General features: G+C 68.7%; 17 protein-coding genes. 3 read left to right on the top strand and 14 right to left on the bottom strand.

Translation table 11 applies throughout. The features are described from left to right. Positions 1-20 precede the first annotated feature (20 nt). The 12 genes from V5F49_RS15480 to V5F49_RS15425 form a co-directional block, all read right to left on the bottom strand. Complete coding sequence (locus V5F49_RS15480; RefSeq protein WP_394117656.1) at positions 21-794, bottom strand: fumarylacetoacetate hydrolase family protein; 774 nt, start codon at positions 792-794, stop codon at positions 21-23. A gap of 59 nt (positions 795-853) precedes the next feature. Continuing rightward, a complete protein-coding gene (gene sucD, locus V5F49_RS15475) occupies positions 854-1,756 on the bottom strand; it encodes a succinate--CoA ligase subunit alpha (RefSeq protein WP_509210701.1) in 903 nt (300 codons plus the stop codon). Next, complete coding sequence (sucC, locus tag V5F49_RS15470) at positions 1,756-2,958, bottom strand: ADP-forming succinate--CoA ligase subunit beta (RefSeq protein ID WP_509210700.1); 1,203 nt, start codon at positions 2,956-2,958, stop codon at positions 1,756-1,758. The genes sucD and sucC overlap by 1 nt, the downstream gene beginning before the upstream one ends. Before the next feature lie 381 nt (positions 2,959-3,339). Further along, on the bottom strand, positions 3,340-4,593 hold the full coding sequence (gene frc, locus V5F49_RS15465) for a formyl-CoA transferase (protein ID WP_394117158.1): 1,254 nt from the start codon (positions 4,591-4,593) through the stop codon (positions 3,340-3,342). Between the two features lie 135 nt (positions 4,594-4,728). Continuing rightward, the gene (locus V5F49_RS15460; protein ID WP_394117157.1) at positions 4,729-5,172 is read right to left on the bottom strand and encodes a PAS domain-containing protein; all 444 of its coding nucleotides are present in this window, start codon (positions 5,170-5,172) and stop codon (positions 4,729-4,731) included. Between the two features lie 110 nt (positions 5,173-5,282). Continuing rightward, positions 5,283-6,560, bottom strand: coding sequence for a formyl-CoA transferase (gene frc / locus V5F49_RS15455; RefSeq protein ID WP_394117156.1), 1,278 nt, complete (start codon positions 6,558-6,560; stop codon positions 5,283-5,285). Between the two features lie 118 nt (positions 6,561-6,678). Then, on the bottom strand, positions 6,679-8,439 hold the full coding sequence (gene oxc, locus V5F49_RS15450; RefSeq protein WP_394117155.1) for an oxalyl-CoA decarboxylase: 1,761 nt from the start codon (positions 8,437-8,439) through the stop codon (positions 6,679-6,681). 46 nt (positions 8,440-8,485) lie between these two features. Further along, on the bottom strand, positions 8,486-9,118 hold the full coding sequence (locus V5F49_RS15445) for a GntR family transcriptional regulator (protein WP_394117154.1): 633 nt from the start codon (positions 9,116-9,118) through the stop codon (positions 8,486-8,488). A gap of 300 nt (positions 9,119-9,418) precedes the next feature. Then, the gene (locus V5F49_RS15440) at positions 9,419-10,879 is read right to left on the bottom strand and encodes a tripartite tricarboxylate transporter permease (RefSeq protein ID WP_394117169.1); all 1,461 of its coding nucleotides are present in this window, start codon (positions 10,877-10,879) and stop codon (positions 9,419-9,421) included. Positions 10,880-11,283: 404 nt separating this feature from the next. Further along, the gene (locus V5F49_RS15435) at positions 11,284-11,799 is read right to left on the bottom strand and encodes a tripartite tricarboxylate transporter TctB family protein (protein ID WP_394117153.1); all 516 of its coding nucleotides are present in this window, start codon (positions 11,797-11,799) and stop codon (positions 11,284-11,286) included. Positions 11,800-11,908: 109 nt separating this feature from the next. Beyond that, a complete protein-coding gene (locus V5F49_RS15430; RefSeq protein WP_394117152.1) occupies positions 11,909-12,925 on the bottom strand; it encodes a Bug family tripartite tricarboxylate transporter substrate binding protein in 1,017 nt (338 codons plus the stop codon). A gap of 207 nt (positions 12,926-13,132) precedes the next feature. After that, a complete protein-coding gene (locus V5F49_RS15425) occupies positions 13,133-13,987 on the bottom strand; it encodes an IclR family transcriptional regulator (protein ID WP_394117151.1) in 855 nt (284 codons plus the stop codon). Between the two features lie 194 nt (positions 13,988-14,181). Here V5F49_RS15425 and V5F49_RS15420 point away from each other — a divergent pair, with 194 nt between their 5' ends. After that, entirely contained in the window at positions 14,182-15,222 is a 1,041-nt protein-coding gene (locus tag V5F49_RS15420; RefSeq protein WP_394117150.1) for a 2-dehydropantoate 2-reductase, read from the top strand. A gap of 107 nt (positions 15,223-15,329) precedes the next feature. Here V5F49_RS15420 and V5F49_RS15415 read toward each other — a convergent pair whose 3' ends face one another. Next, on the bottom strand, positions 15,330-15,461 hold the full coding sequence (locus tag V5F49_RS15415; RefSeq protein ID WP_394117149.1) for a hypothetical protein: 132 nt from the start codon (positions 15,459-15,461) through the stop codon (positions 15,330-15,332). A gap of 444 nt (positions 15,462-15,905) precedes the next feature. On the opposite strand from V5F49_RS15415, the gene V5F49_RS15410 reads away from it, so the two are divergent. Further along, positions 15,906-16,487 carry a YqaA family protein gene (locus V5F49_RS15410; protein ID WP_394117148.1) on the top strand — a complete coding sequence of 194 codons (582 nt, stop codon included), beginning with the start codon at positions 15,906-15,908 and terminating at the stop codon, positions 16,485-16,487. Positions 16,488-16,723: 236 nt separating this feature from the next. On the opposite strand, the gene V5F49_RS15405 is transcribed toward V5F49_RS15410, so the two are convergent. Then, positions 16,724-17,593, bottom strand: a complete 870-nt coding sequence (locus V5F49_RS15405; RefSeq protein WP_394117147.1) for a hypothetical protein — start codon at positions 17,591-17,593, stop codon at positions 16,724-16,726. 611 nt (positions 17,594-18,204) lie between these two features. On the opposite strand from V5F49_RS15405, the gene gltB reads away from it, so the two are divergent. Beyond that, positions 18,205-22,908, top strand: a complete 4,704-nt coding sequence (gene gltB, locus V5F49_RS15400) for a glutamate synthase large subunit (RefSeq protein WP_394117146.1) — start codon at positions 18,205-18,207, stop codon at positions 22,906-22,908. Positions 22,909-22,942: the final 34 nt, after the last annotated feature.

Genomic DNA, 22,942 nt, shown 5'->3' with positions numbered 1-22,942 from the left:
CGCGCGACGGCGGCCTGCCTTCACTGCACGAAGGTGTTGCGCAGCGTGCCTACGCCGTCGATCTCCACCACGATCTCGTTCTGCGGCTCCTTCATGGTGCCGACGCCGAGCGAGGTGCCGCAGGCGATGAGGTCGCCGGGGTTCAGGGTCATGTCGCGCGACAGCATCGACACGAGCCGCGCCGGCGGGAAGATCATGTCGGCGAGCGGGTAGTTCTGCCGCTCCTGGCCGTTGAGGATGGTGCGCACATGGGCCGCCGCCGGGTCGAAGCCGGTGACGATCCACGGGCCGAACGGGCCGTAGCCGTCGATGCCCTTGGCCCGCGCCCACTGCGGAAAGGTGGGGTCGCGGTTGAGGATGTCGGCGGCGGTGATGTCGTTCACCACCGTGTAGCCGAAGATGTGCCCGGCGGCCTCCTCCTCGGAGATGTTGGCGGCGGTCTTGCCGATGACGATGCCGAGCTCGCCCTCATACACCGTCTTGCCCGCATAGCCGGCCGGCCGGCGCACCGTGGCGCCCGGCGCGGCGACCGAGGTGGTGGCCTTGAGCAGGTAGAGCGGCTCGGCCGGCTCGGCCACGTTCAGCTTGGCGGCGAGCTGGTGGAAGTTGTTCCACAGCGCCACGATCTTGGAGGGCGCGCACGGCGCCTCCAGTGTCACCTCGGCCAGCGGCAGGCGCGCGCCGGTGGGGGTGGCGCCGGAGAACATGCAGCCTTCGTGCACGGCGATGGCGTCGCCCTCCAGCGTGCCGAAGCCGGAGGTGCCGTTGGCGCTGAAGCGCAGCCAGGTGGTCATGGGTGCTTCCTCGTTGGTATGGGGCCGGGCCCGGCGGGCCCGTGCCGGCATGTGCCGTCTCAGCCCTTGAGCACCTCGACGAGGGTCTTGCCGAGGCGCGCGGGGGAGGGAGACACGCGGATGCCCGCCGCCTCCATGGCCGCGATCTTGTCCTCGGCGCCGCCCTTGCCGCCGGAGATGATGGCGCCCGCATGGCCCATGCGGCGGCCGGGAGGCGCCGTGCGGCCGGCGATGAAGCCCACCATCGGCTTCTTGCGGCCCTTCTTCGCCTCGTCGGCGATGAACTGCGCCGCGTCCTCCTCCGCCGAGCCGCCGATCTCGCCGATCTCGCCGATCTCGCCGATCATGATGATCGATTCGGTCTTCGGGTCGGCCAGGAACAGCTCCAGCACGTCGATGAACTCGGTGCCCTTCACCGGGTCGCCGCCGATGCCCACCGCCGAGGTCTGGCCGAGGCCTTCCTGGGTGGTCTGGAACACCGCCTCATAGGTCAGCGTGCCGGAGCGCGAGACCACGCCCACCGAGCCGGTCTTGAAGATGTTCGCCGGCATGATGCCGATCTTCGACTGGCCGGCGGTGACGATGCCGGGGCAGTTGGGGCCGACGAGCCGCGACTTGGAGCCCGACAGCGCCCGCTTCACCTTCACCATGTCCAGCACCGGGATGCCCTCGGTGATGCAGACGATGAGCGGGATCTCCGCGTCGATGGCTTCCAGGATGGCGTCCGCCGCGCCCGGAGGCGGCACGTAGATCACCGAGGCGTCGGCGCCGGTGGCCTCCTTGGCTTCCAGCACGGTGTCGAACACCGGCAGGCCGAGGTGGGTGGTGCCGCCCTTGCCGGGGGAGGTGCCGCCGACCATCTTGGTGCCGTAGGCGATTGCCTGCTGGGCGTGGAACGTGCCGTTCTTGCCGGTGAAGCCCTGGGTGATGACCTTGGTGTTGACGTCGATGAGCACGGACATCACGCGGCATCCTTCTTCACGGCGGCCACGATCTTCTGCGCCGCATCGTCCAGATCGTCGGCAGGGATCACGTTCAGACCGCTCTCGCGGATGATCTTCTTGCCTTCGGTCACGTTGGTGCCGGCGAGCCGGACCACGAGGGGCACGTTCAGCCCCACCTGCCGCACGGCGGCGATGACGCCCTCGGCGATCACGTCGCACCGCATGATGCCGCCGAAGATGTTCACGAGGATGCCCTCCACGTGGGGATCGGCGGTGATGATCTTGAACGCCGCCGTCACCCGGTCCTTGGTGGCGCCGCCGCCCACGTCGAGGAAGTTGGCGGGCTCCATGCCGTAGAGCTTGATGATGTCCATGGTGGCCATGGCGAGGCCAGCGCCGTTGACCATGCAGCCGATGGTGCCGTCGAGCGCGATATAGGACAGGTCGTAGTGGGAGGCCTCGATCTCCTTGGGGTCCTCCTCGCTCTCGTCGCGCATCTGCAGCACGTCGGAGTGGCGGAACAGGGCGTTGGAATCAAACCCGACCTTGGCGTCGAGGCAGACGAGGCGGCCGTCCCTCGTCACCACCAGCGGGTTGATCTCCAGAAGGCTCATGTCCTTGGCGGTGAAGGCGCGGAAGAGGTCCTGCGTCAGCGCGCCGGCCTGCCTCGCGAGGTCGCCGGTGAGGCCGAGGGCCTGCGCCACCTTGCGGCCGTGCAGGGGCTGGATGCCGGTGGCCGGGTCGACGGAGAAGGTGTGGATCTTCTCGGGCGTCCTGTGGGCCACCTCCTCGATGTCCATGCCACCCTCGGTGGACACGACGAAGGCGACGCGGGCGGTGGCGCGATCCACCAGCATGGAGAGGTAGAGCTCCCTCTCGATGGACGCGCCTTCCTCGATGTAGAGGCGGTTCACCTGCTTGCCCGCGGGGCCGGTCTGCAGCGTCACCAGCGTGTTGCCGAGCATCTCGGCCGCGCTTTCGCGCACGTCGGCGGGGGTCTTCACCACCCGCACGCCGCCGCGGGCGCCCTCGGGCAGCTCCTTGAACTTCCCCTTGCCGCGGCCGCCGGCATGGATCTGCGCCTTCACCACGAAGGCGATGCCGCCCAGCGTGCGGGCGGCCGCCTCGGCCTCCTCCGGCGAGAAGGCGGCGATGCCGCGCGCGACCGGCACGTCGAACTGCCGCAGGATGGCTTTCGCCTGGTATTCGTGGATGTTCATGGGGCTTCCTCCCTCGAGGGGCCGCGTTGGCGCGGCTCTGGCGCAGGCCTTGGGGCCAGTCTACGACTAAAGTCGCAGTCTGCACGCGTTCGTGCGACGCGCACCGGGGCGGCGGCGCGCAAGATGGCCGCAGGCGTGACGCGCTCGGCGGATGATGTTCGGACTGGCCGGGTCCCTCAGGGGCGGCATGGGGACGGCGGCCGCGCGCTCAGCGCTGCGGTTGGCCGTCGGAAGGCGACAGGCGGCGGATCCGGGGGCGCCATCGGGCGCGATCCTCACCGGGGCCGGATCATCGGGGACTGGCGCCGGACACGGGTCCGGCGCCGGGGTCCGCGCCCCTCCCCTCCGAGAGGAGGCGGCGCGGACGGAGCCAACAGGCGGTCAGACCACGCGGTTCTCGTGCATGGACTTGATCTGGTCGGCGGAATAGCCGAGCTCGGCCAGAACCTCGTCGGTGTGCTCGCCGAGCAGCGGCGAGCCGGTGACTTCCACGCTCATGTCCGAGAACTTGATGGGGCTGCCCACCGTCAGGTACTTGCCGCGCTGCTTATGGTCGACCTCGACGATGGTGCCGCTCTTGCGGAGCGACTCGTCCTCGGCGATCTCCTTCATGGTGAGCACCGGGGCGCACGGGATGTCGAACTTGCGCAGGATGTCCACCGCCTCGAACTTGGTCTTGTCGGCCAGCCACGCCTCGATCACCGCGAAGATGTCGAAGATCTTGTCCTGGCGGGCGAGGGCGGTGTTGTAGGCCGGATCGTTGATCCACTCCGGCTTGCCGATGGCCTCGGCCACCTTGCCCCAGGCCTGCTCCTGCACGGTGAAGTAGATGTAGGCGTTGGGATCGGTCTCCCAGCCCTTGCACTTCAGCACCCAGCCCGGCTGGCCGCCGCCGCCGGCATTGCCGCCGCGCGGAACCACGTCGGAGAAGGTGCCGTGCGGGTACTGGGGATACTCCTCCAGGTAGCCCACGCGGTCGAGGCGCTGCTGGTCGCGCAGCTTGACGCGGCAGAGGTTGATGACGGCATCCTGCATGGACACCGCCACCTTCTGCCCCTTGCCGGTCTTGTTGCGGGCGTGCAGCGCGGTGAGGATGCCGATGGCGAGGTGCATGCCGGTGTTGCTGTCACCGAGCGCCGCCGCGGACACGGTGGGCGGGCCGTCCCAGAAGCCGGTGGTGGAGGCCGCGCCGCCCGCGCACTGGGCGACGTTCTCGTACACCTTCAGGTCTTCGTAGTGGTGGCCGTCGGAGAAGCCCTTCACCGAGGCGACGATCATGCCCGGGTTGAGCTCGTTGATGTGCTCCCAGGTGAAGCCCATGCGGTCGAGCGCGCCGGGGGCGAAGTTCTCGACGAGAACGTCGCTCTCCTTGATGAGCTTGGTCAGCACGTCCTTGCCTTCCTGGGTCTTGGTGTCCAGGGTCAGGGAGCGCTTGTTGGAGTTGAGCATGGTGAAGTAGAGCGCGTCGGCGTTCGAGATGTCGCGCAGCTGGTTGCGCGTGACGTCGCCGGAGCCGGGCCGCTCAACCTTGATCACGTCCGCGCCGAACCAGGCGAGGAGCTGCGTGCAGGCGGGGCCGGCCTGGACGTGCGTGAAGTCGATGATCTTGATGCCTTCCAGTGGCTTCGTCGTCATTGTCGCGTTCCCTTTCAACAGTGCCTTTAAGACCAAGGTGAGAGGGGCGCTGGGCCCGTCTCCTCCCGAGAACCCTTGTCGGGCCCGCCGGCGGCTGCCGTGCGCGGACCCCTGTCCCGCCGGTTGGCCCGGTTCTTATGCTTGCGACGTCTCCCGCAGCTTGGCCTCGAGCTCGGCGAGGCGCTTGCGCAGGTCGCGTTCTTCCTTCCACCGCTCCGTCTCGTCGCGGATGACCGCGGCGATCTGGTCGACCTTCCCGTCGGCCGCGAACACGAGGGCGACGGTGAAGGCGATGGACAGGGCATGGCCGTCCTTGTGGATGGCCGGCACGCGCAAGAGGCTGGTCCCGTAGCGGGTGACGCCTGAGCGCATGGTCTCGTGATAGCCGTCCCAGTGCCGCTTGCGCTGGCGCTCGGGGATGATGATGTCGAGCGAGAGGCCGAGGGCTTCCTCGGGGGCGTAGCCGAACATGCGCTCGGCGGCCTTGTTCCACAGGGTGATGGCGCCTTCCGCGTCGCAGACGACGATGGCGTCGCCGACGGCATCTAGCAGCTGAGCAAGATCTAGGGCCGTAGTCATCGAAGCGTCCTCTTCAGCCAATGCCGGCACCCGCGGCGCGGGTACCCTTGCACCGGGCGGCCCCTTGAAGGGCCAGCCGCCCGGCCGTGGGCGTCACTGCCGCGCCGCCCTCACTCGGCCGCCATGCGCCGGGGCAGGCCCAGCGCACCCGACTCGCGCAGCGTGTCGATGCGGTCAGGCGTGAAGCCGAGCACCTGGGCGAGCACCTCCTCCGTGTGCTCGCCCAGCAGGGGCGAGCGCTCCACGTCGACCTGGTTGTCCGACAGCTTGATGGGGTTGCCGACGGTCACGTACGAGCCGCGCACCGGGTGCTCCACCTCCACCAGCGTGCCGGTGGCGAACAGCGAGCGGTCCTCGGCGATCTCGCGCATGGACAGGATCGGCCCGCACGGGATGTCGTACTTGTTGAGGATCTCCATGGCCTCGAACTTGGTGTGGGCCATGGTCCACGCCTCGATGCGGGTGAAGATCTCGTTGAGGTGCGGCAGGCGCGCCGCCGGGGTCGCGTAGTTGGGATCGGTCTTCCACTCGGGCTCGTGGATGACGTCGCAGATCTTCTCCCAGACCGGGCCCTGCGTGATGAAGTAGATGTAGGCGTTGGGATCGTGCTCCCAGCCCTTGCACCGCAGGATGCGGCCCGGCTGGCCGCCGCCGGAATCGTTGCCGGCGCGGGGCACGGTGTCGCCGAACGGCACGCCCTCGCCGTACTGGCTGTATTCCTTCAGCGGGCCCTGCGACAGGCGCTGCTGGTCCCGCAGCTTCACGCGGCAGAGGTTGAGCACCGCGTCCTGCATGGCGCACAGCACCTTCTGGCCGCGGCCGGTGTGCTCGCGCTGGAACAGGGCGGTGACGATGCCGAGCGCGAGGTGGAGGCCGGTGCCCGAGTCGCCGATCTGGGCGGCGCTCACCACCGGCGGGCCATCGCGGAAGCCGGTGGTGGAGGCCGCGCCGCCGGCGCACTGGGCGACGTTCTCATACACCTTGCAGTCCTCGAACGGACCGGGGCCGAAGCCCTTCACCGAGGCGAGGATGAGGCGGGGGTTGATGGTGGAGAGGCGCTCCCAGGTCAGGCCCATGCGATCGAGGGCGCCGGGCGCGAAATTCTCCACCAGCACGTCGCACTGGCGCACCAGGGATTCCAGGACCGCCTTGCCCTCAGGGTTCTTGGTGTCGAGGGTGATGGACCGCTTGTTGGCGTTGAGCATGGTGAAGTAGAGGCTGTCGGCGCCGTCGAGGTCGCGCAGCTGGCCGCGCGTCACGTCGCCTTCGCCCGGCCGCTCCACCTTGATCACGTCCGCGCCGAACCAGGCGAGCAGCTGCGTGCAGCTCGGTCCGGACTGAACGTGCGTGAAGTCCAGGATGCGGACTCCCTCAAGTGCCTTGCCCATCTTGTCCTCGCGTCCTGTGTGCGCCCTGTCCCCGGCCTTCTTGGATTTTTCTCCCGGATTTTTCCGGGTTGGACGGGCGGGGTTGGCCCCGCCCGCCGGTTCGCCCCGCGGGGCGAGATCACTTCTTCTTCTTGACCACGCTCTGCGGGTTCAGCGAGCCGATGTTGCCGCTCTCGGAGCCGGCGGCCGGATCGATCACCGCGTTGATGAGGGTGGGCTTTCCGCTGTCCATCGCGGCGCTGACGGCGCGGTAGAGCTCGTCCGGCGAGGTGACGTTGACGCCGACGCCGCCGAAGGCTTCCATCATCTTGTCGTAGCGGGCACCGGGCACGAACACCGTGGTGCCCGGATCGCGACCGGTCGGGTCGGTGTCGGTGCCGCGATAGATGCCGTTGTTGTTGAAGATGACGATGGTGACCGGCAGGTCGTAGCGGCAGATGGTCTCCACCTCCATGCCGGAGAAGCCGAAGGCGCTGTCGCCTTCCACCGCCAGCACCGGCTTGCCGGTCTCCACCGCCGCGCCGACGGCGAAGCCCATGCCGATGCCCATCACGCCCCAGGTGCCCACATCCAGGCGCTTGCGCGGCTGGTACATGTCGATGATGCCGCGGGCGAGGTCGAGCGTGTTGGCGCCCTCGTTCACCAGGATGGCGTCGGGACGCTCCTTGATGACGTTCTTCAGCGCGCCGAGCGCCGAGTGGAAGTCCATGGGCACCGAGTTCTTCAGCAGCTTCGGCGCCATCTTGGCGATGTTGGCTTCCTTCTTGGAGCGGATGGTCTCGATCCAGTCCGCCGGGGGCGCCTGCCAGCCGGCGGCGATGCGGGCGTTCAGCGCCGCCACCACCGAGCCGATGTCACCCACCAGCGGGGCGGCGATCTCGACGTTGGAATCCATCTCGCGCGGCTCGATGTCCACCTGGATGAACTTCTTGGAGAAGGGCTCGCCCCAGGTCTTGCCCTTGCCGTGGGAGAGCAGCCAGTTGAGGCGGGCGCCGAGCAGCACCACCACGTCGGCATCCTTGAGCGCGGTGGAGCGCGCCGCGCCGGCGGACTGGGGATGGGTGTCCGGCAGCAGGCCCTTGGCCATGGACATGGGCAGGAACGGGATGCCGGAGGTCTCGACCAGGGTGCGGATCGCCTCGTCGGCCTGGGCATAGGCCGCGCCCTTGCCGAGGATGATGAGGGGCTTCTTCGCGCCCTTGAGCAGCTCGATGGCGCGGTCCACCGCCTCGGGGCCGGGGATCTGCGCCGGGGCCGGGTCGATCACCTGCACCAGCGACTTGGCGCCGGCCTCGGCATCCATCACCTGCGAGAACAGCTTGGCCGGCAGGTCGAGATAGACGCCGCCGGGACGCCCCGACACCGCCGCGCGGATGGCGCGGGCGACGCCGATGCCGATATCGGCGGCATGCAGCACGCGGAACGCCGCCTTGCACAGGGGCTTGGCGATGGCGAGCTGGTCCATCTCCTCATAGTCGCCCTGCTGGAGGTCGACGATCTCGCGCTCGGACGAGCCGGAGATGAGGATCATCGGGAAGCAGTTGGTGGTGGCGTTGGCCAGCGCGGTGAGGCCGTTGAGGAAGCCGGGAGCGGAGACGGTGAGGCACACGCCGGGCTTCTTGGTGAGGAAGCCGGCGATCGCCGCCGCGTTGCCGGCATTCTGCTCGTGACGGAAGGAGACGACGCGGATGCCCTCCGCCTGCGCCATGCGGCCGAGGTCGGTGATCGGGATGCCCGGCACGCCGTAGATGTTCTCGATGCCGTTCAGCTTGAGGGCGTCGATGACCAAATGGAAGCCGTCGGTCAGCTCACGCTCCGCCTCGCCGGCGGGGTCGAGATGAACCACATTGTCTTCGATCTTCTTTTCCGCCGTTGCCATTGAGGCGTCTCCTTGCTGTGTAATCCCGGCTCGGCTTTTGGGCTGCCTATTCGGGAAAGACACCGTGCCGCTCCACATGGGCCGCCAGGCCCATGGTGTGTTCCCGCACCAGGCGCTCGGCGAGATCGGGGTCCCGCTTCTCAAGCGCATCGATGATCGCCATGTGTTCCCGCATGGAGATTTCGAACCGGTTCTCCTGCCGAACCGACACCGCGCGAATGGCGCGCATGTGCAGGAACAGGTTCTCGGTCATGTCCACGATCAGCCGGCAGCCGCCCATGCGGATGACCGCCTGATGGAAGGCGATGTTCGCCTCCGAATATTCGTTCATCTGGGCCGGAGCCTCGGCGCGGAACTCGTTGAAGAGCCGGCGCAGGCCCGCGATCTCCTCGTCGCTGGCGGCGGTGGCGGCGAGCCGGGCCGCCATGGCCTCCAGCGCCGCCCAGACCATGATGAGGTCGATGATTTCCCGCTTGGTCTTGCGCACCACGAAGATGCCCCGGCGCGGCACGGAGCGCACGAAGCCCTCCTGCTCGAGCACCGTCATGGCCTCGCGGATGGGGGTGCGCGACACGCCCAGCGTCTCGGAGAGCTGACGCTCGTCGAGACGGAACTCGGCGGCGCTGCCGTAGATGTCCATCTGCGTGATCGCCCGCTTCAGCGCGTCATAGGCGAGCATGCGGAGGCTCGACGCGGCCTCCAGCGGCTCGACGTTGAGCCTCGGAGGATCCGTGACCTGCACGGGGGTCTGATGCACGGGCGATTGATGCACGACCTGGGTTCCTCTCCTCGCTCGGCCTCCTTCTGTCGAGGCGGTCCGATGCCGTGAAATATTGTATACGGTCTGCATTACGCCAACGCAATCCCGGTTCCGGCAAATTGTGTTGCGCGCTGCAGCATGAAGGACTTCCGGCCAGGCCGGACGTGGCGGAGCGGGGCGGCGGGCTCCGGAGGGAGCCGTGCCGCCCCGCTCCGCGCCTTACTCCGCCGCCGCGTGCTTCGCCGGCTTCAGCCGGGCGAGCGCGAGGGAGATCAGCGGCCAGGCCAGCATCACCAGCGCCAGCGTGACGATGGAGCCCACCAGCGGGTTGGACCAGAAGATCGACAGGTGGCCCTGCGAGACCAGCATCGCCTGCCGGAACGAGGATTCGGCCATGTCGCCCAGCACCAGCGCCAGCACCAGCGGCGCCAGCGGATACTGCAGCTTCTTGAACAGGTAGCCGATGACGCCGAACACCAGCATGACCGCGATGTCGAGGCCGGCATTGTGCACCGTGTAGGCGCCCACCGCGCAGATCACGAGGATGATCGGGGCGATGACGCTGAACGGAATGCGCAGGATGGCCGCGAAGATCGGCACGGTGGTGAGCACCACGATCAGGCCGGCGATGTTGCCGAGGTAGATCGAGGCGATCAGGCCCCACACGAAGTCCTTCTGCTCCACGAACAGCAGCGGGCCGGGCTGGAGGCCCCAGATCAGCAGGCCGCCCAGCAGCACCGCCGCGGTGGGCGAGCCGGGGATGCCCAGCGTGAGCATGGGCAGCAGCGCCGAGGTGCCGGCCGCGTGGGCCGCCACTTCCGGCATCACCACGCCCTCCAGCTCGCCCTTGCCGAAGTTGCGCCCGTTGCGGGAGAACTTCTTGGCAAGGCCGTAGCTCATGAAGGAGGCCGGGGTGGCGCCGCCGGGGGTGACGCCCATCCAGCAGCCGACGATGGCCGAGCGCAGGCAGCCGACCCAGTATTGCGGCAGCTTCTTCCAGGTCTCCCACACCACCTTGGGATTGATGGCGGCGCTCTTGCCCTTGAAGGCGAGGCCTTCCTCCATGGTGAGCAGGATCTCGCCCACGCCGAACAGGCCGATGACCGCCACCAGGAAGTCGAAGCCGCGCAAGAGCTCCACCGAGCCGAAGGTCATGCGCAGCTGGCCGGTCACCGTGTCGATGCCCACCGCCGCCAGCGCGAAGCCGAGCATCATGGCCGCGATCACCTTCGCCGCCGGCTCGCGCCCCATGCCGACGAAGGCGCAGAAGGTGAGCAGGTACACCGCGAAGAATTCCGCCGGCCCGAACTGCAGCGCGAACTTGGCGATGACCGGCGCGAGGAAGGTGATCAGCAGCACCGCGAAGAAGGCGCCGATGAACGAGCCGGTGAAGGCCCCGGTGAGCGCCTCGCCGGCTTTCCCCTTCTGGGCCATGGGGTGCCCGTCGAAGGTGGTGGCCACGCTCCACGGCTCGCCGGGAATGTTGAACAGCACCGAGGTGATGGCCCCGCCGAACAGCGCGCCCCAGTAGATGGACGAGAGCATGATGATCGCCGACACCGGCGACATGGAGAAGGTGAGCGGCAAGAGGATGGCGACGCCATTGGCGCCGCCGAGGCCCGGCAGCACGCCGATGAGCACGCCGAGGGCGATGCCGACGAACATGTAGATGATGTTCATTGGGTCGGCGAGCACGCCGAACCCTCCGATCAGGGACGTGAGCGCTTCCACGGGGTTCCTCCGTTGCGCCGCCCCGCCGCCGGTGGATGGGCGGCGCGACGGGGACGGGCGCGTTCAGCTTCGTTCGGGTTGGCCGGACCGCCGCGCGGGGGCGAGGCGGGCCTCGGACCGGGCACAGGTCGGCGCGGGTGGTCGGCGCGGGTGCTGGAAGCGTCGCGGCTGAGCCGGCGCGCTGTCGCGGAGTTCCGGCGCGGCGTCCGGCCGCCCCCGTCCGCAGGCGGGGAAGCGCGGGCGCTGCGCCCGGGATGCGCGGCGAGGCGCGCGCATCCCCGTTGTCGGCGACGCCATCCGTCCTTGCGGGGCGCCGCGGGGCGGGGCCGGCAACGGCGCCGGACCCCTCTGCATCAATAGCCGAGCGCGGTCTCCAGCGGCCCCTTCGGCAGCGGCACGAGGAACCACACCTCGAACATGACGAAGAGGGCCAGCGGCACACCCACCGCCACGGGAATGATCCGCACCGGCGAATACTTGCCCAGCCACCACATGAAGAAGGCGATGAAGATGGCCGAGGCCACATAGATGCCGAGGATGAAGATCAGCCCGACATAGACCGTGGTCGGCACCAGCACCTGCATCACCGACGCCAGCTGGGAGCGGTCGACGAAGTTGCCGAGATCGGGATGCTTGGTGACAAGGCAATGCACCAGCGTCCAGGTGCTGGCGATGAACATGATGAGGCCCACGTAGAACGGGAAGTAGCCCGCCTGCGGACCATCCGAGGCCCAACTCGCGCCGATGCGCCAGCTGTCGCCCATCACCGTGGCGGCGAGCGCCATGAAGAGCAGGGCCACCACCACATCCATGGTGCGGTTGGTGACCGTCCGCTCCTCGCGCCCGGCATGTCCGGTTTCACTGCTCATGACTGAACCTCCTCGAGAACCGGGAAAAGCCTTGTCCGTCTCCCCGGCCTCCCCGCCCCCTGAGGGGCGAGGCGCCGGCGCGGCCACGCGCGGCCTACTTGCGCGCGGCCTACTTGGCGACGAAGCCGGCCTTCTCCATGAGGTCCTTGTGGGTGGTCTCAGCCTTGCCGAGCCAGGTCGCGTACTCCGGGCCGGACAAAGCGGTGGTGTTGAACGCGCCCTTCTGCATGAACTCCTGCCACTCGGGGGTGGCGCGGACCTTCTTGAACAGCTCGACGAAGTAATCGACCTGGTCCTTGCTGGCGCCCGGCGGCATGAAGATGCCGCGCAGCATCAGATATTCGATGTCGAGGCCGGCTTCCTTGCAGGTGGGGATGTCGTTCCAGGACTTTCCGCTGGCGATGGGCTCCTTGTACGGCAGCCGGTTGTCGTCGAACACGCACAGCGGCTTCAGCTCGCCCGCGCGCCACTGGGACACCGCCTCGATGGGATTGTTGACCGAGGAGGTCACATGCCCGCCCACCAGCTGCGCCGCGACATCGCCGCCGCCCTTGTAGGGCACATAGATGAACTTGGCGCCGGTCTTCTGCTCGATGGCGGCGGTGATGATCTGGTCTTCCTGCTTGGAGCCGGTGCCGCCCATCTTGAAGATCTGGTCGCCGGAAGCAGCCTTCAGCGCGGCCAGATACCCCTTCACGTCGTCATAGGGCGCCTTGGCATTCACCCACAGCACGAATTCGTCCAGCGCCAGCATGGAAACCGGCGTCATGTCCTTCCACGAGAAGGGCACGCCGGTAGCAAGCGGCGTGGTGAACAGGTTGGACAGGGAGATGATGATCTTGTGAGGATTGCGGTTCGACCCCTTCACATCGAGGAAACCCTCGGCGCCGGCGCCGCCCGACTTGTTGATGACAACCAGGGGCTGGCTCATCAGGTTGTTCTTCTGGACGATACCCTGGATCATCCGCGCCATCTGGTCGGCGCCGCCGCCGGTTCCCGCCGGCACGATGAACTCCACCGTCTTCGTAGGCTCCCACGCGAACGCCGCGCAGGGGGACAGGGCGGCAGCGGACAGGGCGAGCGCCGCCGCCCCTCGCCGGACAGTTCTGGCGATTGCAGATTGCATTGGTCTTCCTCCCGGATCGTCCGCTTTTTATGGGGTGCGGATCGAATCTTATCGCCTTGTTTTTTCAGGCGATTCTGCCGCTTACGTTAGGGCGGCCGGGAAAGAGTATAATGTATGTCAAAGGTGTCAATGGAATTCTCAATTTGGAATTCCGTGCTTCGTATTCCAAATACAGAAAATATTGTATACCAGTTACGTCAATACTACTTACCGATACGCGGCATAGTCCTGCGACAGGCCCTCGTCCGCGCCGGAGTAGAGGCGGGTCATCTGCTCGGCCGCCGCAGCGACCCGCCGGCCAAGGCGCTGGATGCGATCGTCGCTCATGCGCACCACCGGCGCCGACACCGACACCGCGCCGATGGGATCGCGCCATTCATTGAGGATGGCCGCAGCCACCGCCCGCATGCCCGGGGCGTGCTCCTCCCGGTCCACGGCATAGCCGCGGGTGGCGATCTCGGCCACGTCGTCCATCAGCGCCCGCTCCTCGCGGTGGGTGGCGGTGGTGAACGGCTCGTAGCGGATCTGCGCGAGGCAGGCGCCGCGGAACGCGGGCGAGGCCGCAGCCAGCACCGCCTTGCCGGCGGCGGTGGCGTGGAGCGGCAGGCGCCCGCCCAGCCGGAAGAAGGCGCGCAGCGGCGCATGGGCCTCCGCCTGCGCCACCACCACCAGCTCCATGGCATCGAACATGGCGAGGTTCACGGTCTCCTCGGTCTCGTGCAGCAGGCGGCGGATCACCGGGCGGCCGATGTCCGGCAGCTTGCGGATGCGCAGATAGGCCGAGCCGATGCGGAACAGGCCGAGCCCCACCGTCCACAGCCCGCTGGAGAGGTCGTGATTGACCAGCTGACGCTTCTCCAGCGTGGTCAGCAGGCGATGCACGGTGGACACCGGCAGCTCGGCCCGCCGGGCGATCTCGGCGAGCGCCATCCCGTCCTGGTCGGCCACCACCCGCAGCAGGGCGATGGCCCGGTCCAGCGACTGGACCTCGGCCCCGCCCTCGGAGCCGGTGCCGGACGCCGGACGGCCCCTGCGACGCGGTGCGACCTCGATATCGGGCATTGGCTGGCTCCCCCGCTCTTTCGCCTCGAACAGGGCTACAGGCTAGCCTGCCGCGGGCGCCCGCGCACCCTGTGACAAATTTCCACCTTACGGAATTAATTTCCACTGATATGGTGAGAGTAAGGGTTGCTGGAGGCGTCATTCTGCGCCTTAATCTGGCATACATAATACATCGCACAGCAGGAGGGACGACCATGAAGGTTTGCATCTATGGTGCCGGCGCCATTGGCGGGTACATGGGCGTGCAGCTCGCGCAGGCCGGCGCCGAGGTCAGCCTGGTGGCGCGCGGCGGCCATCTGGAAGCCATGCAGACCAACGGCCTCAAGCTGCTCATCGACGGCGAGGAGCGCGTGGCCCACGTGCGTGCCACCGACGACCCGCGCGAGCTGGGCCCGCAGGATTATGTGATCGTCACCCTCAAGGCCCACTCCGTGCCCGGCGTGGTGGAGCGCATGCGCCCCCTCATCGGCGAGCACACCACCATCGTCACGGCCGTGAACGGCGTGCCCTACTGGTACTTCTACAAGCATGGCGGGGCTCTGGAGAACCGCACCCTCGGCACCATCGATCCGGGCGGCCGCCAGTGGGAGGTGCTCGGCCCCGAGCGGGCGCTCGGCTGCATCGTCTATCCCGCCACCGAGGTGGTGGCCCCGGGCGTGATCCAGCACATCTACGGCGACAAGTTCCCGCTCGGCGAGCCCTCCGGCGAGATCACCCCGCGCGTCACCGCCCTCAGCCAGATGATGGAGAAGGGCGGCCTGCGCGCCCCGGTGATGACCAACATCCGCGACGAGCTGTGGCTGAAGCTGTGGGGCAACCTCTGCTTCAATCCCATCAGCGCCCTCACCCACGCCACCCTCGACATCATCGCCGCCGATCCCGGCACCCGCGCGGTCGCCCGCGCCATGATGCTGGAGGCCCAGGGCATCGCCGAGCAGCTCGGCATCCGCTTCCGCGTCGACGTGGAACGGCGCATCAACGGCGCCGGCGCCGTGGGCGCGCACAAGACCTCCATGCTGCAGGACCTGGAGCGCGACCGTCCCATGGAGATCGATCCGCTGGTGAGCGTGGTGCAGGAGATGGGCCGCATGCTCGGCACGCCCACCCCCACCCTCGACGTGGTGCTGGCGCTGGTGCGCCAGCGCGCCGGCATGGCCGGCCTCGGCGACATCCTCTCGGTGCCTCCGGTGACTGCGGCCGATCTCGCGCCGGCGAAGAAGGTGGCGGCGCACTGACGCCCGCCGGAACCGCGACAAAAGAAAAGGCCGGGAATTGCCCGGCCTTTTTCGCGTCTGCGCCTGATGTGCGACCCGGGCGCCGGCGCGCGCCCCCGGGCGTCAGCTCACTCGGCCTCGATGACCGGCGCGGCCAGCGGCGTGCCCGGGGCCGGCTGGCTGGCGTTCAGCGCCATACCGGTCAGGACATAGCCCAGCACGAGAGCGGCAAACACGGCAATTCGCTTGAACATCGTCATCCCTCAACTTGCGTCGCGGCCCAGAACCGTTCGACGGCCCCCCGTCTCCGACGCGTCGCGGTTCTAAGCCCTGCGCCCCGCACCGGAGATGAAAGCTTCCGTCAGCAACCGTTCATGAAGGCTGAACGGTTCGCTTCCGTTCCCGTGCCGGCACCCGAAGGTGCGGACGGCGGCCGCGAGCCGATCGGCACCGGAACCGCGGCGCCGCCCCGCGCGACTCAAGGTTCCGATGGGCATGGTCTTACACGCCGCAGGAAAGGCTGTCTGTGTCGCGGCGGCCACAGCCCCTCCTCCCGTGTGCACCACGGTAAAGCAAGGGTTTACGCAGACACCTCCGCCATGCAACGGGCGCGGAAGAGGGCTGCCGAGATGCCGGCGGCTTTACTCGCCCGGCGGGACGTTCTAAGCCGGGGCATCCCTACCGCGCTGCAACATAGGGCGCCCATGCTCCGCAAGCTCTACGACTGGATCATCGCCTATTCCGCGAAGCCGTCGGCGCCGTGGGCGCTCTTCATCGTCGCCTTTGCGGAAAGCTCCGTCTTCCCCGTGCCGCCGGACGTGCTGCAGGTGCCCATGACGCTGGCGCGGCCCGACAAGGCCTGGCGCTACGCGCTCATCGCCACCATCGGCTCGGTGCTGGGCGGCCTCGTGGGCTATGCCATCGGCGCGCTGCTGTACGACAGCGTGGGCAAGTTCCTGATCGACCTGTACGGCTACGGCTCCAAGGTCGACCAGTTCCGCGCCGCCTATGCCCACTACGGCCACTGGGTGATCCTGCTGAAGGGGCTGACCCCCATCCCCTACAAGCTGGTCACCATCACTTCGGGCTTTGCCGATTACAGCCTGTTCTGGTTCGTGGTGCTGTCGCTGATCACCCGCGGCGCCCGCTTCTTCCTGCTGGCGGCGCTGCTGCACCATTTCGGGCCGACGGCGCGCGAGTTCATCGAGAAGCGGCTCGGCCTCGTGACCCTGGTGTTCCTGGCGGTAATCGTGCTCGGCCTCGTCGCCGCAGCCTATTTCGCCTGACGCGCCAGCCGTCGCCCACCGCGCCGGCCGTGTCGCGCGCGACCGAGCCGCGCCGCCGGCAGGCGCCCGCGCGGCTCCACCGCCTACAAAGAAGGCCGCACGCAGGGTCACCCCGCGTGCGGCCTTTGATGTTTCCGTGATGTCGACCCGCACGGGCATTCGCAGGCGGGAGGGAACGCTCCACCCACGCCCCGCCGCGTGCTGCCGTGCGATGGCCGGGATCGCCCCCTGCCCGGTCAGGGCGCCTTGGGCCGCGACAGGACCGAGGCGGAGCCCGCGCTGGCGCTGTCGGTGGTGGCGGTTCCCGCGCCGGCCTTCTTGCGCGCAGGGGCCGGGGCAGGCTGAGCCGCCGGCTGGACGGCCGCCGCCTTCGCCGGGTCCGCATGGGCCGGCTCGGCCTTCGGGATCTCCGCTTTCGCCGCCTCGGGACCGGGCACCGCAGGCACGACGCCCGCGCCTGCGGGAGCCGTGGCCGATGCCCCCCCGGGCGCCACGCCGGGCGGTGTCGCGGCGGGAGGCGTTGACGTTGCCGTAGGCGGCGCAGCCGGAACGGCGGGGGCGATGACCGGGGCGGGCGTCACCGCCGCCACGGCGGCCTCGGGCGGGCGGGCCGGGGGCAAAGGCGCGGCCACCGGCGGCGACACGGCGCGCGCGGACGGAGCCACCGGCTGGGGCGCCGGCCGCGCGGCAACGGGCGGGGGCGCGCCATAGCGCGGCGGCACCGAGGGCACGGCGATGGTCGGCCCGCCATAGACGCTGCGGGCGCTCACCACGCGGCCGGTGAGACTGTCGATGCGCAGCACCGCCGGACCTTCCTCGTCCACCGCGGTCAGCACATAGAGGCGGCCGGCGAGACGCGGCGCGGAGACATTGCGATAGCCCATGCCGCGGACGATGGCCCGCACCTCGGCCGGCGCCAGCATGCCGTAGCCGCGCGGCGCGGCCGGATAGGCCGGCGGCGGGGCGGGATAGGCACGCGGCGGCGGGCCATAGGGCCCCTCGTAGATCAGCACCTGCGCGCCGGCGGAACCGGATGACGCAAGGCCAGCGCCCAAAAGAAGGGCAGCAATGGCCATCGGGCGGGCGCGGACGACGGGTCGCGACATGACGCTCCTCTCAGGACGGGACCCCGCGGGGGATCGAAACCCGGCGTGCCGCGCGCGAATATCGGCCGCTCAAGCCTTTTCGCGCGCCCACGGGCGGGGCGATTCCTCACCATATGAGCGCGCCAATGCGGCAGCCGTGGGACGTCGCCGCGCCTCCGGAGGGGCGAGGCTGCCTGCCTCCCCCCCAACCGCGAATGAAACGCCGTTGCGCGGGCGCGGGCCGCGCCGTACCGTTCCTTTCGCCAAGGCCAGCAAGAGCGCAAGATTTCACCCGACTGACCATATTTGCGCCAGCAAGGCGCTTGTGGGTCTGCCTCTTTTCTGGCATGTTCGGCGAGATAGGGAAACCTTACTTCCCTATCTCCCGCGTCGATGGCTTGCAACGGCTCAGCCCGCGTTCCCCCCCGAACGTGGGCCTTTTGTGCGGCGCGGCAGTGGTGCAAAAGTTGCAGCGGCGGGTCCGGAGCCTTTGGGGGGCTCCGTCCGGCGCGACCGGGCCGGCCCGGCCGGCAGGGGGGTCACGATCCGTCAGCGGATCGGCGGCGCATCGGGCAAGTTGGGGCAGGACGGCGGGGGCGCACCCCGGCCGCGAGAAGAGAAGGAACGGACACATGGCAGCGTCAGATCGCAGGGATGGCTTGAACGGAAGCGTGGCTCGGACTGCCGCCGCCGTGAAAGACACGGCGATCGTCGGGCGCCCCGCCGCGTCCGGCCTGTTCGATCCCGCGCACGAGCGCGACGCCTGCGGCGTCGGCTTCATCGCCGACATCAAGGGCCGCAAGAGCCACCGCATCATCCAGGATGGCATCAACATCCTTCTGAACCTCGAGCACCGCGGCGCGGTGGGCGCCGACCCGCGCGCCGGCGACGGCGCGGGCATGCTGGTGCAGATCCCGCACAAGTTCTTCGCCAAGGAGGCCGCCCGCCTCGGCTTCTCCCTGCCCGAGCCCGGGCAGTATGCGGTCGGCCACATCTTCATGCCGCGCGACGCCGAGGGCCAGCAGATCGTCCGCGCGGCCTATGAGCGCGTGGTGGCGGAAGAGGGCCTCGCCCTCCTCGGCTGGCGCGACGTGCCGACCGACAATTCCTCCCTCGGCGTGAGCGTGCTCCCGACCGAGCCCGAGCACGTGCAGATCTTCATCGGCCGCGGTGAGTTCGCCGGCGACGAGGACGGCTTCGAGCGCCGCCTGTTCGTGCTGCGCAAGGTGATCTCCAACACCGTCTACAGCGCCAACGACCCGCGCACCGCCGGCTATTATCCGGTATCGCTGTCGTGCCGCACGCTGGTCTACAAGGGCATGTTCCTGGCCGACCAGCTGGGCGCCTACTATCCGGACCTGCACGACCCGGACTTCGAGAGCGCGCTTGCCCTGGTGCACCAGCGCTTCTCCACCAACACCTTCCCGGCCTGGCCGCTGGCCCACCCCTACCGCATGGTGGCGCACAACGGCGAGATCAACACCCTGCGCGGCAACGTCAACTGGATGGCGGCGCGGCAGGCGAGCGTGGACAGCGAGCTGTTCGGCTCGGACATCTCCAAGCTGTGGCCCATCTCGTATGAAGGCCAGTCGGATACCGCCTGCTTCGACAACGCGCTGGAATTCCTGGTGCAGGGCGGCTACGCGCTGCCGCACGCGGCCATGATGCTGGTGCCCGAGGCCTGGGCCGGCAACCCGCTCATGGACGAGGAGCGGCGCGCCTTCTACGAGTATCACGCCGCCCTCATGGAGCCGTGGGACGGCCCCGCCGCCATCGTCGCCACCGACGGCCGCCAGATCGTCGCGACGCTGGACCGCAACGGCCTGCGCCCCGCCCGCTACATGGTGACCAGCGACGACACCATCGTGCTCGCCTCGGAAATGGGCGTGCTGACGCTGCCCGAGGAGAAGATCGTCACCAAGTGGCGCCTCCAGCCCGGCAAGATGCTCCTGGTGGACCTGGAGCAGGGCCGCCTCGTCCCCGACGAGGAGATCAAGACCGAGCTCGCCCGCGCCAATCCCTACAAGGAGTGGCTGAAGCACACCCAGCTGGTGCTGGAGGACCTGCGCCCCGTGGAGGCGCGCGAGGTGCGCACCGACGTGTCGCTGCTCGATCGCCAGCAGGCGTTCGGCTACACCCAGGAGGACCTGAAGCTCCTCATGGCGCCCATGGCCATCACCGGCCAGGAGGCGGTGGGCTCCATGGGCACGGACACGCCCATCTCCGTGCTCTCCAACAAGTCGAAGCTGCTCTACACCTATTTCCAGCAGAACTTCGCGCAGGTGACGAACCCGCCCATCGACCCGATCCGCGAGGAGCTGGTGATGAGCCTCGTCTCCTTCATCGGGCCGCGGCCGAACATCTTCGACCTGGAGGGCAACGCCCGCCGCAAGCGCCTTGAGGTGCGCCAGCCCATCCTCACCAACGAGGACTTGGAGAAGATCCGCTCCATCGGCTTCATGGAGGAGCGGTTCGATACCCGCACGCTCGACATCACCTACGGCGCCGACAAGGGTGCCGCCGGCCTCCACGACGCGCTGGAGCGCCTGTGCGAGCGCGCCGAGACGGCGGTCCACGGCGGCTACAACATCATCATCCTGTCCGACCGCATGACCGGGCCGGACCGCATCCCGATCCCGGCGCTGCTCGCCACCGCCGCCGTGCACCACCACCTCATCCGCCACGGCCTGCGCACCTCCGTGGGCCTGGTGGTGGAGACGGGCGAGGCGCGCGAGGTGCACCACTTCGCCTGTCTCGCCGGCTACGGCGCCGAGGCCATCAACCCCTATCTCGCCTTCGAGACCCTGCTCTCCATGAAGGACGAGATTCCGGAGGAGGTGGACGACAAGGAGATCGTGAAGCGCTTCATCAAGTCCATCGACAAGGGGCTTTTGAAGGTGATGTCCAAGATGGGCATCTCCACCTACCAGTCCTATTGCGGCGCGCAGATCTTTGACGCGGTGGGCCTCTCCTCGGAGCTGGTCAACAAGTACTTCTTCGGCACCGCCACCACCATCGAGGGCGTGGGCCTTGCCGAGATCGCCGAGGAGACGGCGCGCCGTCACACCCAGGCCTTCTCGGACAACCCCATCTTCCGCATGGCCCTCGACGTGGGTGGCGAATACGCCTACCGCATGCGCGGCGAGGACCACGCCTGGTCGCCCGAGGCGGTGGCGCTGCTGCAGCACGCCGTGCGCGGCAATGCGCAGGACCGCTACAAGGCCTTCGCGGCGATGATCAACGAGCAGGAGAAGCGCCTGCTCACCGTGCGCTCGCTGTTCCGCATCAAGGGCGCGGAGGAGATCGGCCAGCCGGCCGTCGACATCTCGCAGGTGGAGCCCGCCACCGAGATCGTGAAGCGCTTCGTCACCGGCGCCATGTCGTTCGGCTCCATCTCGCGCGAGGCGCACACCACCCTCGCCATCGCCATGAACCGGATCGGCGGCAAGTCGAACACCGGCGAGGGCGGCGAGGAGCCCGAGCGCTTCGTGCCCCTGCCGAACGGCGACAGCATGCGCTCCGCCATCAAGCAGGTGGCCTCCGGCCGCTTCGGCGTGACGGCGGAATATCTCGTCAATTCCGACGTGATGCAGATCAAGGTCGCGCAGGGCGCCAAGCCCGGCGAGGGTGGCCAGCTCCCCGGCCACAAGGTGGACGCGGTGATCGCCAAGGTGCGCCACTCCACCCCGGGCGTGGGCCTCATCTCCCCGCCCCCGCACCATGACATCTATTCCATCGAGGACCTGGCCCAGCTCATCTACGACCTGAAGAACGTGAACCCGGCCGCCGACGTGTCGGTGAAGCTGGTGTCTGAGGTCGGCGTGGGCACGGTGGCGGCGGGCGTGGCCAAGGCGCGCGCCGACCACATCACCATCTCCGGCTTCGAGGGCGGCACGGGCGCCTCGCCCCTCACCTCCATCAAGCACGCCGGCTCGCCGTGGGAGATGGGCCTCGCCGAGACCCAGCAGACTCTGGTGGCCAACCGCCTGCGCTCGCGCGTCGCGCTGCAGGTGGACGGCGGCCTCAGGACCGGCCGGGACGTGATCATCGGCGCCCTGCTCGGCGCCGACGAGTTCGCCTTCTCCACCGCGCCGCTGATCGCGGCCGGCTGCATCATGATGCGCAAGTGCCACCTGAACACCTGCCCCGTCGGCGTGGCGACGCAGGACCCGGTGCTGCGCAAGCGCTTCAAGGGCACGCCCGAGCACGTCATCAACTACTTCTTCTTCATCGCGGAGGAGGTCCGGGAGATCATGGCCTCCCTCGGCTTCCGCAAGCTGGAGGAGATGGTGGGCCGCTCCGAGGTGCTGGACCAGAAGGCGGCCATCGAGCACTGGAAGGCCAAGGGGCTCGACTTCTCGCGCATCTTCGCCAAGCCGGACGTTCCGGCCGACGTGGGCATCCGCCACACCGAGCGCCAGCACCACCCCATCGAGAAGGTGCTCGACCGCACCCTCATCGAGAAGGCGGCGCCGGCCATCGAGAAGGGCGAGCGCGTGGTGATCGAGACGCCGATCCGCTCGGTGGACCGCTCCGCCGGCGCCATGCTGTCGGGCGCGGTGGCCAAGGCCCATGGCGGCCAGGGCCTGCCCGACGACACCATCCACGTCGAGCTCAGCGGCACCGCGGGCCAGGCGTTCGGCGCCTTCCTCGCCGCCGGCATCACCTTCGACCTTATCGGCGAGGCCAACGACTATGTGGGCAAGGGCCTTTCGGGCGGGCGCATCATCGTCCGTCCGCCGGCCAATGCCGCGATCGTGCCGGAGAACTCCATCATCGTCGGCAACACGGTGATGTACGGCGCCACCGAGGGCGAGTGCTACTTCCGCGGCATCGCGGGCGAGCGCTTCGCGGTGCGCAATTCGGGGGCAATCGCCGTCGTTGAAGGCACCGGCGACCACGGCTGCGAGTATATGACGGGCGGCATCGTGGTGGTCATCGGCCAGACCGGGCGCAATTTCGCGGCCGGCATGTCCGGCGGCGTCGCCTATGTGCTGGACGAGGACAAGAGCTTCGCCAAGCGCTGCAACCTGTCCATGGTCGACCTCGAGCCGGTGGAGGAGGAGGAGGATCTCCTCGAGCGCCTGCACCACCACGGCGGCGACCTGGAGTTCAAGGGCCGCATCGACGTGCAGGGCGACATGTCCCGCCACGACGAGGAGCGCCTGCACCAGCTCATCGCCAAGCACCTGCACTACACGGGCTCGGCGCGGGCGCAGGCCATCCTCGACAACTGGGCGGACTACCGCTCCAAGTTCGTCAAGGTGATGCCGGTGGAATACCGCCGCGCCCTGCGCGAGATGGAGAAGCGCCGCGGCCTCGCGGCGGCCGAGTGAGGCAGGCGCGTCCCCTCTCCGGAGGGGACGCCGG

Source organism: Xanthobacter lutulentifluminis, assembly GCF_043194675.2.
Classification (GTDB): Bacteria; Pseudomonadota; Alphaproteobacteria; order Rhizobiales; family Xanthobacteraceae; genus Xanthobacter.
This window is presented reverse-complemented; position numbering and strand designations above follow the sequence as displayed.